This window comes from Paenibacillus sp. SZ31 (genome assembly GCF_012912005.1).
GTDB lineage: Bacteria > Bacillota > Bacilli > Paenibacillales > Paenibacillaceae > Paenibacillus.
The window spans coordinates 335,300-350,230 of record NZ_JABBEA010000002.1 but is presented as its reverse complement, the minus strand read 5'-3'; the positions used below and the strand labels follow the sequence as shown (position 1 = coordinate 350,230).

Sequence of the window (14,931 nt, the reverse complement as noted above, 5' to 3'; positions counted from 1 at the left end):
TTGCCCTCTTTGCAAACAAAACGAATACACCTATGATGTTGTCAACACCAAACAATTTTAGCTTACCTAAAATGTGAAAGAATAATAACGATATCTTGATTTTATAGTTAGCAAGCTAAATAAATATACCATAGAAAGGAGTGACTGATAAGGGCATACAGCAAGTAGAAGGAAATAGTGATGAGTTTTTTAGATTTACATGGTTGGAGACAAACTGATATTCGATCATACCGTGAACTATAACAAGGGAGTTGTTTAATAATGAATAAAAAAATTCGTACAGGAATCATAGGAGCTTCAATTAATAACGGGTGGGCGAGTGGAACACATATTCCAGCTATTCAGCATTTGGATGAATTCGAGCTTACAGCGGTTGGGACAAGTAATATGGTAAGTGCAAAGAAAAGCGCAGAAGCTTTCCACGCAGATCACGGATTTGATAACAGCGAGGAATTGGCTCATCATACCGATGTTGATATGGTGGTTGTTAGCATTAACGTTAGGGAGCATTATAATGCAGTCAAGGCCATCGCTCCTGCTGGCAAACCAATCTATTGTGAATGGCCACTGGGGTCGAATACAGATGAAGCCTTGGAAATTCAGGAATGGATAGCTTCCGCACAACTGCCAAATGCGATTGGACTTCAGGCCAGACAAGCACCAGCAATTCAGTATGTGAAAGATCTGTTGGCAGAGGGTTATGTTGGGAAAGTGTTGTCTGCCAACCTGAAGATCTCTATAGATGGCATGGGTGGCGTTGGTGACAAGTCGAGTGCGTACTTGTTTGACCGGAAAGTTGGAGGGAATTTGCTGACCATTGTAGGTGGACACAATCTGGATGCATTTACCTATATGCTTGGGGACTTTACAGAATTGTCTGCGACCACAGCTCAACAGTTTCCAGAAGTTGAATTGGTAGATATTCAGAAAGTCATCAAGAAAACAACGGATGATCAGATCATGATTACTGGAAAATTGACTAATGGTGCAGCAGCCAGCGTTCATATTCAAGGTGGAGTTAAACATCAGACAGGACTAACGTTAGAAATTTTCGGAGACAAAGGAACCATCGTGCTGAGTGCACCAGCATCCATTCAATTCGGATCACACCAATTACGCGGTGCGGGATCAACAGACAACGAACTTCGTGAACTACGTATTCCTGATTCCTATTACTATGCTCCTGATTCACTTAAATCCGACTCTGGATTTGTTCTGAATATAGCTCAAGCTTATCGCAAGTTCGCGCAAGATATCCAAGAAGGCACTACCTTAGCACCTACTTTCGCGGATGCGGTGAAACTTCATCAGTTACTGGATGCCGTCGAGAAATCAGCCCAGACCGGTGAACGTCAATATCTATAATCTTCAAGGAGAAAAACGTTATGAATAAAAGAAGAGAAATGCAACTGGCTTTACAGATGGTTTCGGGTTATGGAGCCGAATTTAGCGCATGGAGAATGCCTGGCACGGATCCCGCAGCTTACACCAATATGGATAGTTATGTAGAACGGGCTAAATTAGCTGAACAAGGAAAATTTCAAATGATTTTCATCGCTGACACTCCAGGATTATCCAATAATTTAGGCCCACAGACACCTATGTTTCCTATGGACCCCATGCTGGCACTGATGGCCGTGGCAAGAGAGACCACGCACATTGGATTAGTTGCTACGCTGTCTACGACATTTAATTATCCCTACAACATTGCACGTCAGTTCAAAGCATTGGATGTAATCAGTCATGGACGTGTGGGATGGAATGCGGTTACCACATCCGATCCTGCAGCAGCGGCAAACTTTGGGGCACGTGTGGCAAGTCGCCAGGAACGTTACGCCAGAGCACATGAAAGCATTCAGATGGTTCAGTCCTTATGGGGAAGTTGGGAATCCGATGCTTGGACGTTAGATGTGGATGGAGGGGAATTTGCGGATATGAACAAAATCCGGCCTATTAACCTTCAAGGTCAATATTATGCATCTCGTGGTCCTCTACCGATTCCTCCATCCGAGCAAGGACAGCCGGTTATTTTCCAAGCTGGAGGAGGAAGTGAGGGACTTGAGTTGGCGGGGAAATACGCTTCAGGTGTATATGCTAATCCATATGACATAGAGTCCGCTCGTGAACAGAGACTAGCTATTCAACAAAGTGCTATTCGTTTCGGTCGAAACCCAGATGATATCAAAATGTATGCAGGGTTTATGTTTTCTCTGGCTGCTACGGAAGAAGAAGCGCTGGAACGTCGAAAACAACTCATGAGTTTTAATCCTGAGGAGATACCCAATCGGGTAAGTTACCTTGGTTCCATGATCGGTATACCGCTCTCGGTAAACTCGGTAGATATTGATAAACCATTAGAACCAAACTTGTTGAGAAATGCATATGCCAACCCAATGGACCCCCGTTCCGCAAGGGCTTTGAAGTTACTTTTAGAAGGATTAACGATTCGCGATGTTCTGGCTCATGGCGTTATTAACTATCACCCAGTGGTTGCGGGTACTCCCGTACAAGTTGCTGATTTCTTGGAAGAATGGTTTTTGGAAGGTGCATGTGATGGATTCTCAGTGGTACCGGATATATCTTTTGACGGAGTTGCGGATTTTGTCAACATGGTTGTCCCCATTTTGCAGGAACGGGGTTTGTTCCATAGAGAATATGAAGGGAAAACACTACGCGAGAATATGGGTGTTCCTTATGAGTATGGAATGCGGGAAAATGAAATAACTAGATAGAGGAGAGAGTTTTATGAATAACACACTTGAATTGCTTCATAACCATACATCGTATCGATCTTACACATCTCAACCTCTGACAGCAGAGCAAAGAGATGCAATCTTTCAGGCAGCCAATCAAACTTCATCGTTCAGTCTTCTGCAGGCTGTATCCATTATTCGCATCACAGATCCAGTTCTTCGAAAAAAAGTCAGACATCTCTGTGTCGATCAACCCTATATTGAAGAAGCGGCAGAATTCTGGATCTTCTGTGCAGATTTCAACCGAAATCATGAAATCGCTCCGGATGAGGATATTGAATATATTGAATTTCTGTTGATTGGTTCATTCGATGCCGGCCTGATGGCACAAAATGCGTTAACCGCGGCCGAATCGATGGGACTTGGCGGAGTGTTCATTGGTGGGGTCAGAGCCAATATTAGCGAACTATCTGACGTATTAAATCTACCTAAATATGTTATCCCTCTGGTGGGATTATGTATCGGTAATCCAGCTGGAGATAAGCCGGAACTGAAACCACGGCTCCCTCAATCCATGGTATTACTTGATAATCAATACCAATCAATGGATCAAGAGAAATTAGCAATCTATGATGAGACCATGCTGAAGTATTATGAAAATCGTCCGACGAGAGCACCTTTCACTGTGAAAAAAGTAAAAGGATGGAGTGACCATATCCAGGATCACCTCGAGAGAAGTATTCAGCCGCAAATGATGGCCTATTTGAACAAGCAAGGTTTTTCCAAAAAATAAGCTTTACGATAAATCAAATCTTTTTGAACTTTAGAGTTGCCGCCAATAGGCGGTGCTCTAAGGTAAATTGACAACTGTAATTTTTCGTGATACATTTAGTGTGCTAAATATTATTCAGATGACAGGAGGGGATAATTCATGACAGATGCAGTAGATTGTGATATTCGACAGTCATTAGATCGGATTTCTTCCCAAATGCGTCGGAATTATAGTGAGTCTCTTAGGGAACTAAATCTCTATGTAGGGCAAGATAAATTGTTGTATCATTTGTGGTTGGGAGATGGGGTAACCCAGATGCAACTGTGTGAACACTTGAAATGTGAACCGCCAACGGTAACGAACATGGTTAAATCACTGGAGCAGAACGGATTTATATATCGTAAACGTGATGTACAAGATGCACGGATCATGCGTATTTATCTAACGGACAAAGGAAAAGCATTAGAAAAGCCGGTGGATATTAAATGGAGGGAACAGCAGGCGAAATTGCTTCAATCCATTTCGACAGAAGATCGGTTGATATTAAGACAACTAGTGCAACAAATGGAGAGGAATATAGTGTAACTCTGTATTTCTTCAATTAATACTTAGCTTGCTAAATATAATTTCCGAATGTAGTCAAGCTTGGTTCTGCAAATAAAAACACAGAAGCGTAGTTGATTGATAAAAAGAAGATCCATTCCATTACCAGTGAGAGAGAGGGATAACAATATGTCTAATAAACAATTTGAGATAGAAGACAACACACAAGATGATTTATTGCAAAATCTCCAGAATCACCGCCAGATGTGCACTGTTATAACGACTAACGGAGTTCATCTGAAAGGCATAATCGAAGGTTTTGATCGGTATGATATTATTATAATTTCAACAGCAGGAAGAAAAAGTTTGTTAAGTAAAAAAGCAATATCTACCATTATTACAGAAGAATGATAAGTATATCTGGGAATGAGTTTGTATCCATTCTTGCACCACAATCTATGCTTTTCATATTTATACCGTTATAAAAGCGCAACAAACGATATCGCAGTAGCGTCTATTCATCCATAGAATAGCAACAGGAGTGAAATAGATGCATGTTAAATGGATGACGATTATAGGTGGCGTTCTCGGATCTATGCTTATAGGTGCGTCGAGTGCAGCTGCGGAAGAACGTTTTGTCGATCTGCAGCACTCAAAGTGGGCAGAAGATGGCATTGAATACATGGCGAAGCGTGGAACAGTAGCGGGATATGGCAATGGAATATTCAAACCGGAGGCACAGGTGACAAGGGCACAAGCCGTTACTTTTATGGTTCGGGAGCTATATCCAGAGCAGCTTCAAAAAGAAGTAGTAGGCACGACATATTCGGATGTTCCAACTACACACCCCTTCCATCGAGAGATCACAATAGCAGCCAAAAATGGACTTGCGAGCGGTTTCCCTAACGGGACCTTCCGTCCGGACGCACCGCTAAGCCGCGCAGAGACTGCGGCGTTCCTCACGCGCGCATATTCACTCGCGGAAGGTAAAGAACCCGCAAGATGGACAGATACGGACAGGCATTGGGCAGCAGCACCTATTCTTATCATGAGTTCCAATGGTCTGGTCGGCGGATATTCGGATGCTACTTTTCGTCCAAATCAATCTGTCACGCGCGCTGAATATGCCGTATTTATGGCGCGTGTGATTCGGTTCGAACGCGAAGTCGCCATCCGGACACAAGATTGGGATAAGCTGATCTCCTATATGACGGTAAGTGAGCAAGTCGGTCAGATGCTTATGCCTGACATTAGGCAATGGAACGGCAAAGCGACGACGACCGTTAATGATGGACTGAAACGCACGATCCATGATCAAGACTTAGGCGGACTCATTCTTTTCGATAAAAATATTGTAGACGTGAAGCAGCTTACAACGTTCACACACCATCTGCAAAGGGAAGCCGGCGATATTCCTCTATTTCTTAGCATCGACCAAGAGGGAGGCGTGATTAAGCGCATTCCAGGCGGGACGAATCTGCCCGGTCAGATGGCACTTGGCGCAACGGGAGATACAGCACTGGCCCGAGCCGCTGGGCAGCTGACAGGAGAGGAGCTGAGGGCACTGGGGCTGCAGATCAACTTTGCGCCAGTGCTAGACATCAACAGCAATCCGGACAACCCCATCATTGGAATCCGATCATTTGGCTCGAATGCAAATTTGGTGACGCGGCTTGGTCTCGCCACAATACAGGGCTTACAGCAATCCGAGGTGATGGCGGCAGTGAAGCATTTTCCGGGGCACGGAGATACGAAGGTAGACTCCCATCTTGGAATGCCGGTACTAACTCATAATCGCGAGCGGCTTGATGCGGTAGAATTGAAACCGTTTCGGGCTGCAATTGAAAATGGGGTAGAGATGATTATGACCGCGCATATTGCTTTTCCTGCCATAGATAACGAGCATGTCACTTCACTCAAAGACGGAGAGCGTGTGCCGATCCCGGCCACCTTATCGAAAAAGGTACTGACCGGACTGCTTCGCGGAGAGCTGGGATATGAAGGTCTTATCATTTCAGATGCGTTTACCATGAATGCAATTGCGGAGCATTTTGGGGAGAATACATCGGTAGAACGCGCCGTTTCCGCAGGTGTTGATATCATCCTTATGCCGAAAGATTCAGCAGCCGCCCATCAAACGCTGGTGAACGCAGTGAACAATGGAATTATCGCGGATGAAACCATACATGCATCTGTGAAGAGAATCTTGGAGATGAAATCGAAATATGGTTTGTTTGAACGTAGCGAATCGCTTTCACACAAGCTAGCTCAGCTTAATGGCATCATCGGATCGAAGGAGCATCGAGCAGTGGAACAGATAATCGCAGAGCGAGCAGTCACTGTACTCAGTAGTCGCGAAGGTGTGCTTCCTGATCCAATTAAGCAAGATGATCGGGTTGTTATTGTCGCAGCCGAGCAGGAACAGGCGAAACAACTTGAGAAGCAACTGTTGCAAGCTGCTAATAATCTGTCGTTAAAGACTGAGATTTCACTTGTTGGACAAGGCAAAATGAATGAAACACTTCAGGCGATTGGCAAAGCCGATTATGTCATTCTTGCTTCTTACCAATTCCGTAATGTGGCCAGCCAGTTCGGATGGAGCAATTATCAAACCTTGATTAATGCGATGAACAAGAATGATCAGCGATACACGCTGTTGTCTCTTGGTAACCCTTACGAAATGATTTATTTGCAGGACGTGCGCTCAGGGATTGCTGTGTATGGAAAGCAGGAGACTAATACGTCTGCTGGAATCAAAGTATTGCTTGGACTACTAAAGCCTGAAGGAACGTTGCCCGTACAAACGGATTAAATGATACTTTATAGAACATTAATGTAAACAAGTGAAAAAGAGAAACTGTGTTGTCCCGTCAAAATACTCCCTTAAGTCGCTATTATAGCGGCTTTTTTGATTTGCAGGTCATTATTCTTATATAGAATAACTTGACCCGATCTCAGATGGCATACGAGAACGTATCGCACTCTTGGTGTTAAAAAAAGATTGCACAATTTTAACCACAATTGAAAGCGAATACATTGTTTAATCAAAATTGTACGTAAAGGATGTATGATTTGAGCAATCTATATACACGAAAAGTCAATAAAATAACGAATGTAACCGCTTATTTGAAAACGAACGTTCAAAAAATGCTGTGGTTAATAACCGAGTAGAGGTGAAGTGATATGGATTATAAAGAACTGTCCAAACAAATCGTGAAAAACATTGGTGGGGAGAAGAACGTGACTTCTTTGATGCACTGTGCAACACGATTAAGATTTGTTTTGAAGGACCCGGACAAGGCAAACAAAAACAAATTGATGGAGCTAGACGGGGTGATTCAGGCCTTGGAGGCAACCGGTCAGTATCATGTGGTCATCGGTAGTCAAGTATCAAAGGTCTTTGATGACATACAGCGTCTTTACTCATTTAACAGTGATTCCGGAGACGACGAAGAAGCAACATCCACGCCGCAGGAAAAGCAATCAAATGAAAGCAAACCTGCAAAAAAGAAAAATCCGATCAGTAAACTGCTGGAGACGGTCATCAGCATTATGGGACCTTTGATTGGAGTTATGGCAGCAACGGGTATTGTCAAAGGATTCTTGGCTTTGTTCCTGTCACTAGGATGGATTGTGGATTCAAGTGGAACTTACAAAGTTTTGTATGTCGTCGCGGACGTAATCTTCTACTTTATGCCAGTCTTTGTCGGCTTCTCCGCAGCTAAACGTTTCAAAATGAACGAACTGGTGGGTATGGCGATCGGTGCTGCATTATTCTATCCAACGCTGGCAGAATTGCTTAAGGCTGACCCAATCAGCGTACTGATGTCAGGCTCGCTACTAGAGGCCCCCGTGTATACGACATTTGCAGGAATTCCTGTTTTGTTAGCCAGTTACTCAGCGACAATTATTCCTGCGATTCTTGCGGTGTATTTTGCATCCAAGGTCGAACGTGTTGCCAAGAAATATATACCTTCGGTCATTTCGAGCTTCGGAGTTCCACTGGTGGTGCTGTTAATCTCTATTCCAGTTACACTGATTGTAATTGGACCACTAGCCATGCTGTTAAGCCAGATGATTGCTAAAGGGATTCTCAGTGTGTACGGCTTGAGTCCAACATTAATCAGCGCCCTTTTAGGTGGGTTGTGGATTCCGATGGTTGCCGTGGGCCTGCATGGTGCTATTGTGCCGATCGCTCTGACGAACTTCTTCACGAACGGTTATGATGTCATCTTCCCAATGATTACAGGCCACTCGTTCGCGATTGCTGGTGCAATTGTAGCTATGGGCATGAAAAACGCCAACAAAAAACAAAAAGGGCTTGCTTATTCCGCTGGTTTTAACTCGGGGCTTATGGGGGTCATTGAACCAGCCTTGTACGGATTCTTGCTGGCGGAGAAGAAAATTTTAACGATGGTATGTATTGTGTCAGGTATTGGTGGAGGAGCCATTGGATATTTTGGAGCCAAACTTTTGCAACTGACACCGGGTGGAATCTTCGCTCTGCCAGGATTTATTGATACTCAAAATTCTGGAACACAGGTAGGTTTTATCGTAGTACTGGTTGTTATGATCCTGTCATTTGTTATACCTTTTGGTCTTACGTTACTGATGTATCGTGGTAAAAAAGAAGATACTTCAAACAAATAAACGGATTAGTATCACTTGATTCACATAAATAGATTGAACAGGGAGAGAAAAACCATGATGAAAAAAGATTTTTTATGGGGTGCAGCAATGTGTGCCACTCAGAGCGAGGGCGGCTATCTAGAAGGAGGAAAGGGTCTCACACTAGCTGATCTTTTCCCGGCAATTAGCGAAGGTCGTTGGGATGCGATCTATAATATCGAAAAGGCGATGAACACCAAGTACCAGTACTATCCAAGTCATAACGCGATCGATTTCTATCATCGTTACCCGGAAGATATCAAGTTACTGGCGGAGCTGGGGATTAATTTTCTTCGCACTTCAATTAACTGGGCTAGAATTTTTCCGAACGGGGACGATGCTGAGCCAAATGAAGAAGGGTTGGCTTTCTACGATCGATTATTCGCAGAATGTGCGAAGTACGGAATTACTCCTGTGGTTACATTAAACCATTTCGATACTCCGCTTGCTCTGATTCACAAAGGCGGTTGGAAAAACAAGAAGGTTATTGATTATTTCGTCACTTATTGCGAAACAGTATTCCGAAGATATAAAAATCACGTCAAATATTGGATCACTTTCAATGAAATCAATATGGTATTGGGTATCCCAGCAGTTGGTGGTCTGATCGATCCGAATAAGGAAGAAAACATTCTGGAAGCCAAATTCCAAGCCGCTCACAATCAGCTGGTGTCTGGAGCACTCGCTACAAAGATTGGACATGAGATCAATCCTGATTTTGAGATCGGATGCATGATCGGAGCAGGTAAGAACTATGCGTACACATGCAACCCTGAAGATGTATGGGCAGCTTATCAGGCAGATCAGGAAGAGTTCTCTCTAGTAGACGTACAAGCCAAAGGGAAATACTCCGACTATATGTTGAGTTACTTTAGAAGAAACGAGATCGATTTGAAAGCTACGGAAGAAGAAATGGATATTCTGAGTAAATATACCAGCGATTTTGTAGCGTTGAGTTATTATTCAACGCGGCTCGTATCCTCGGATAAAGAAGACAAAGAAAAGACTGGCGGCAACATTAGTGGCACCTTGAAAAACCCATATCTGGAGGCTAACGAATGGGGCTGGCAGATCGATCCGACAGGATTTAGAATCACATTGAATGAGCTGTATGATAGATATGAGCAACCGCTCTTTATCGTCGAGAATGGATTCGCAGTAAGAGAGATTGCGGACGAGAATAACTATTTGGAAGACGATTACCGTATTTCCTATTTCCGTTCCCATATCAAGGCAATGCAAGATGCCATGTCCGACGGAGTAGATATCATAGGCTATACAACCTGGGGGACGATTGATATCGTTAGTGCCAGCAGCGGTGAAATGAGTAAGCGATATGGCTTGGTCTATGTCGATCTGGATGATAAAGGGCAAGGAACGGGTGACCGCTTCAAAAAGAAATCTTTTGATTGGTACAAAGAGGTTGTTAGGTCAAACGGCGAAAATCTATAAGGTGATTTCTGTAATTTAATCTCGTCTGGTCGTCTCGTAAAAGGGACGACCTTTTAAATATAATCATTGATACGAAGGAGAATGTTTATGATCGATTTGGCTCAACAACAACGTAATCACATATAGGACTTAATCAGCCAAATGACGCTTGAAGAAAAGGTAGGGCAAATGAATCAGGCATCCGTTTCCATTGTAGGCGGGTTCGATGTCTCGTTCGAAGAACTCATTGAAATGCTCACAGATGGTCGGTTGAGTCAGGGTGAATTCAGTAAAATAATGGAAACGGCTGAGCAGGATTATCATGAGGATGAGATTCGGGCAGGAAAGATCGGATCCATCATGCTTCAAAATGCAGAGAAAGCAAATGAGTTGCAAAAAATTGCATTGGAAGAAAGCCGTCTTGGCATACCTCTCATTATTGGTCTGGATGTAATCCATGGATTTCGCACCGTATTCCCAATCGCGTTGGCAGAGGCATGTTCCTTCGACAATGATCTGTTCTTAAGAACGGCCCGAATGGCTGCGAGAGAATCAAGAATGGAGGGTATTAACTGGCATTTTGCTCCTATGATTGATGTATCGAGAGATGCAAGATGGGGAAGAGTATCCGAAGGTCCAGGTGAAGATCCTTACCTCGTATCTGAGTTTGCCAGAGCAAAGGTCAAGGGCCTTCAAGGTGATACGTCCAATCCAGCAAATTACGTAGCTGCTTGCCTGAAGCACTTTGTCGCTTATGGAGCGGCAGAATCAGGTCGAGATTACAATACAACGAGCATGTCTAATTCTCTGTTACACAATGTCTACTTGCCACCGTTCAAAGCGGCTGTAGAAGAAGGAGCAACTACGGTCATGGCTGCGTTCAATGATCTTAACGGTGTTCCTTGTACGGTAAATGGAAAGCTTCTCAACGAAGTATTAAAAGAAAGATACGGGTTTGACGGTTTTGTCGTCAGTGATGCGAACGGAATCAGGGAATGTGTTACCCATGGATCAGCTGAAGATGAGAAAGCAGCAGGGTTACAGGCGGCACGTGCCGGTATCGATATGGATATGGGAACTAGCATTTTCAGCAACCACTTGCCCCAACTTGTAAAGTCTGGTGAACTGGAGGAAGACATTCTAAATCAAGCAGTAGAACGAATTCTATCCGTCAAGATGTGGCTTGGCTTGTTTGATAGTCCTTACGTCAATACTGAGGATCGTATGGTTACAATTCCTCATGAACATCGGGAACTAGCGCAGGAAGCGGCTGCCAAATCAATCGTACTTCTAAAAAATAATGAACATCTCTTGCCTCTTAACAAGGATCAAAAGATTAGTATCATTGGTGAATTGGCTGACAAAGCATCCGAAGTTGTAGGTGCTTGGTCCATCAGTTGGAAAGAGGAAGATTGCGTATCTGTGTTGAACGGTTTACAGCAACAGAGCGATAAGGTTAGATATTTTGAAACGGGCGGACTTACCGAAGCGATCAATGAAGATGAGCTGCAAAAAGCGATTGATTACGGTGATATCGTCATCGCGGTGGTAGGAGAACAAGTTTCGATGTCGGGAGAAGCGGCATCTCGGGCGAATATTGGACTCCCCGGTCAGCAGCAGGAATTATTAAGGATGATCAAAGCCGCTGGCAAACCGGTTGTAGCTATTTTGATGAACGGTCGGCCTCTTGCATTGGAATGGGAAGCTGAGAACCTTGACGCATTGTTAGAAACATGGCATCTTGGTATTGAGATGGGGAGCGCCATCGCAGACGTGGTCTTCGGTATCACAAACCCAAGCGGGAAACTTTCAGTATCGATTCCTAGGGTTACGGGCCAATGCCCCGTGTATTACAATCATCCTAGTACTGGTAGACCAGCAGGTAAAAGCAAATTCACTTCAAGGTATCTCGATGTGGATAACGACGCTCTGTACCCATTTGGTTTCGGGCTATCGTATACTGAATTTGCATATAGTAATCTTGAAGTTATCGAAGAAAGCCATGAACTGCTCATTTCTGTTGAAGTAGCCAATATAGGCAGTCGAAACGGTGAGGAAGTTGTTCAACTATACACTCGCGACAAGGTCGCTTCTATTGTTCGCCCTGTGAAGGAGCTAAAAAGCTATCAACGTATCTCTCTTGAAGCTGGTTCCTCTCACAACGTCCAGTTCCACTTGCCAAAAGATCAGCTTGGCTTCTACGATAATGATGGAAAGTACCAACTTGAGAATGGTGCATTTACAATCTTTGTTGGTGGAAGTAGCAGGGAATGCCTAAGTCAAGACGTGCACATTCAATTTTCACTACATTGATCTAAAAATAAGAATTGAAATCAGCCATGAACGCGAAATGTTTTTGCGTTTGTGGCTTTTTTGGAGGATCGTTATGAAACTTGTAAACCCGTGGGAGAATATCGCGATTCAACAAATCAGACCTGGAAGCAGCATCCATAATTTTGATGGGAAAGTTCATATCCTCTATGTGTTGAAGGGCTCTATTGAAGTTGAAAGTGAAGAGGAATCGATCAAGGTCGAGTCGCCAGGGTTTTATATTTTACCGAGATCCGAATCCTTTCATTTGACGTCACCCCAGACTCTTTCCTATGATATCGCTCTCTATTATAACTATGATAAGAATCAAGGGGATAATGGGTATCAGTACGAGTTCCGTGGCGATTCGAGAAAAGGCGGGAATGGTAGTGACGAGGAGATGAATCATCTTGCCAATAAGCTGCTCTCCGGATTTTATTTGGAGAAAAGCAGCATATCTGACGTCGAGGTATTTAACCTGTACTTCTCAATGTTGAGCTTGCTGGAGAGAAAGTATTATAAGGAAGTTCCCATACGAAGCAATAAAAGTATGCGTAGCCGAATCGAAGAAATTAAATTCTACCTGGGTAACAACTTCGAGAAAGATATCAAGTTGAAGGATATCGCCAAGAAGTTCTTCGTATCAGAACAGTATCTGTCGCGGACATTCTCTGAAATTGTCGGACAATCGCTAAGCGATTATCTGCTGGAGCATCGAATGCGCAATGTGGAACGACAACTGGTCGAGACAAACGATCCGGTAACCTCTATTGGATACGAGGCGGGGTTTACAAATATCAATTCCTTCAACCGACTCTTCAAAAAGAGACATGGTATTAGTCCGAGCACATTCCGTAAAACGAAGACCTCTATTCAGGTTCATCAGAGTATTGAAACACAGGAATGCGATCAAAAAGAATTAGAAGCCGTTCTGCAGCATGTGAATCAGGAGAAGAAGCGTAAAATTCGAATAGAAGCACAGAATAGCGAAAAGATAAGGCTCTCGTCCGCAATCTTGAATGTAGGACAAGCTTCGAAACTGCTGGTGACTGAGTTGAACGATCAACTTGCGGCATTTGAAAAGCACAACATATTTGAGTTCTCAAGAGTAAGTGGACTTCTGAACAGAAGCATGTTTCGTGTGGATGGAAATACTCCTGATTATGCTCTAGTTGTAAAAGCAATTGGAAAGCTTGTGGCCAGAGGTTGGAAGCCGTTTATTGTGCTTAATCCTCCCGAAGCCGCCGAAGTCGTTACGAGTGTTGGTCATAACCATAGAACATACTCCTGGGAAAACTGGCTAAAGGAAATTCAAGAATTGTTCCGACTGCTACTCAATCATTACGGAAAATCAGTGATGGCCCAATGGAAAATCGAAGTGGTCCGTTCCAGCCCCTGGTATTATGAGATGGGTGTTAATCATGGTTCTAATCGATTCAAAGGAAAACTTCGCAATTATGACTTATCTTTGGATGAAGACTTTGTTAAATACTACGATGAAGTTCGGAAAGTACTAAAAAAGGTGGAACCCGGTTTACAGGTAGGCATCGGAGGCATTGTGTTAGAGGTTAAGGAAATGCATCGAGATGGCTTTGTGGCTCAGCTCGTGCAGGAGGGTATGGAACCAGACTTCTGTGGAATTTCTGCACTACCTTATTCCAAAAAGAACAGCACCAGTAACGGTAAATCTGCAATCGTCAAGTCAACCAAAGAAAATTATATATTGATGATGACTCAAAGCCTGTTTACGTACCTGGAAGATTATCTGAACGTTCCGGACCTCTATCTCACCGAATTTAACATTACGTCATCGAGTCGGGATCAGTTGAACGATATGGCATTCAAAGGATTATATATACTTCACCATCATCTGGGTCTCAGTGACTTCTACAAAGGCATTGGTTATTGGTTGATGTCAGATTTAGCTTATTCTAATGAAACTGCGGCGGAAACCATCGAGTTTAGTGGTGGTCCTGGACTCCTAACCGTGAGTGGTATTCCCAAAATCGGCTTTTATGCCTACGAATTCCTGAACAAACTTGGCAAAACATTGCTTTATCGGGATTCATCCTTATTCATCACCAAAAACGAAGATGAGAATATTACAATTTTGGCTTATTTGTACGCTCCGGTGGACCCGTCATATTTCAGTTCGTTCGAAAAATACGATATGAACAGTAACAAACTCATCTTCCATAACCCTGTATCCAAAAATATGATATTACAACTCTCCAATCTGCCTGCTGACTGCCGTAACTACAGAGCTATCGTTAAAAAAATGAGCTTTAACGATGGAAATGCATTAGATGAGGCTTTGAAGATGACCAGTCTAAATTCATTCGACATGGAAACTATTGATTACTTGAAAGTCCGGAGTATTCCGGTAACTTACATGAGACATATCCATACCCGTGGGGGAACACTGGAAATGGATATTAAGATTGAGCCTCAACAGATACTCTGTATTACATTGGAGCGAATGTATTGAGACTATATTTTCTAATTGAAAAACGA

At 43.3% G+C, this 14,931-nt stretch carries 10 protein-coding genes; all 10 read left to right on the top strand.

The window, feature by feature from the left end; all coding sequences use genetic code 11:
* Positions 1-261 precede the first annotated feature (261 nt).
* Positions 262-1,365, top strand: coding sequence for a Gfo/Idh/MocA family protein (locus HF638_RS06190; RefSeq protein WP_169479410.1), 1,104 nt, complete (start codon positions 262-264; stop codon positions 1,363-1,365).
* A 20-nt stretch (positions 1,366-1,385) separates the two neighbouring features.
* Complete coding sequence (locus tag HF638_RS06185) at positions 1,386-2,732, top strand: NtaA/DmoA family FMN-dependent monooxygenase (protein ID WP_169479409.1); 1,347 nt, start codon at positions 1,386-1,388, stop codon at positions 2,730-2,732.
* 13 nt (positions 2,733-2,745) lie between these two features.
* Positions 2,746-3,486, top strand: a complete 741-nt coding sequence (gene nfsA / locus HF638_RS06180; RefSeq protein WP_169479408.1) for an oxygen-insensitive NADPH nitroreductase — start codon at positions 2,746-2,748, stop codon at positions 3,484-3,486.
* A 138-nt stretch (positions 3,487-3,624) separates the two neighbouring features.
* On the top strand, positions 3,625-4,050 hold the full coding sequence (locus HF638_RS06175) for a MarR family winged helix-turn-helix transcriptional regulator (RefSeq protein WP_169479407.1): 426 nt from the start codon (positions 3,625-3,627) through the stop codon (positions 4,048-4,050).
* 147 nt (positions 4,051-4,197) lie between these two features.
* Positions 4,198-4,419, top strand: a complete 222-nt coding sequence (locus tag HF638_RS06170; RefSeq protein ID WP_169479406.1) for an RNA chaperone Hfq — start codon at positions 4,198-4,200, stop codon at positions 4,417-4,419.
* A gap of 139 nt (positions 4,420-4,558) precedes the next feature.
* Positions 4,559-6,820 (top strand): glycoside hydrolase family 3 N-terminal domain-containing protein, encoded by a 2,262-nt coding sequence (locus tag HF638_RS06165; RefSeq protein WP_169479405.1) that lies wholly within the window; start codon positions 4,559-4,561, stop codon positions 6,818-6,820.
* A gap of 371 nt (positions 6,821-7,191) precedes the next feature.
* Complete coding sequence (locus HF638_RS06160) at positions 7,192-8,658, top strand: PTS transporter subunit EIIC (protein ID WP_169479404.1); 1,467 nt, start codon at positions 7,192-7,194, stop codon at positions 8,656-8,658.
* A 54-nt stretch (positions 8,659-8,712) separates the two neighbouring features.
* A complete protein-coding gene (locus tag HF638_RS06155; RefSeq protein WP_211175524.1) occupies positions 8,713-10,128 on the top strand; it encodes a family 1 glycosylhydrolase in 1,416 nt (471 codons plus the stop codon).
* 141 nt (positions 10,129-10,269) lie between these two features.
* A complete protein-coding gene (locus tag HF638_RS06150) occupies positions 10,270-12,420 on the top strand; it encodes a glycoside hydrolase family 3 N-terminal domain-containing protein (protein ID WP_169479403.1) in 2,151 nt (716 codons plus the stop codon).
* Between the two features lie 73 nt (positions 12,421-12,493).
* Positions 12,494-14,905, top strand: a complete 2,412-nt coding sequence (locus HF638_RS06145) for a helix-turn-helix domain-containing protein (protein ID WP_169479402.1) — start codon at positions 12,494-12,496, stop codon at positions 14,903-14,905.
* Positions 14,906-14,931 lie beyond the last annotated feature (26 nt).

Coding starts and splice junctions, on each gene's coding strand:
- HF638_RS06190 (WP_169479410.1), top strand. CDS start 262: ATGAATAAAAAAATTCGTACAGGAATCATAGGAGCTTCAATTAATAAC.
- HF638_RS06165 (WP_169479405.1), top strand. CDS start 4,559: ATGCATGTTAAATGGATGACGATTATAGGTGGCGTTCTCGGATCTATG.
- HF638_RS06185 (WP_169479409.1), top strand. CDS start 1,386: ATGAATAAAAGAAGAGAAATGCAACTGGCTTTACAGATGGTTTCGGGT.
- HF638_RS06160 (WP_169479404.1), top strand. CDS start 7,192: ATGGATTATAAAGAACTGTCCAAACAAATCGTGAAAAACATTGGTGGG.
- HF638_RS06145 (WP_169479402.1), top strand. CDS start 12,494: ATGAAACTTGTAAACCCGTGGGAGAATATCGCGATTCAACAAATCAGA.
- HF638_RS06175 (WP_169479407.1), top strand. CDS start 3,625: ATGACAGATGCAGTAGATTGTGATATTCGACAGTCATTAGATCGGATT.
- HF638_RS06150 (WP_169479403.1), top strand. CDS start 10,270: ATGACGCTTGAAGAAAAGGTAGGGCAAATGAATCAGGCATCCGTTTCC.
- HF638_RS06155 (WP_211175524.1), top strand. CDS start 8,713: ATGATGAAAAAAGATTTTTTATGGGGTGCAGCAATGTGTGCCACTCAG.
- nfsA (WP_169479408.1), top strand. CDS start 2,746: ATGAATAACACACTTGAATTGCTTCATAACCATACATCGTATCGATCT.
- HF638_RS06170 (WP_169479406.1), top strand. CDS start 4,198: ATGTCTAATAAACAATTTGAGATAGAAGACAACACACAAGATGATTTA.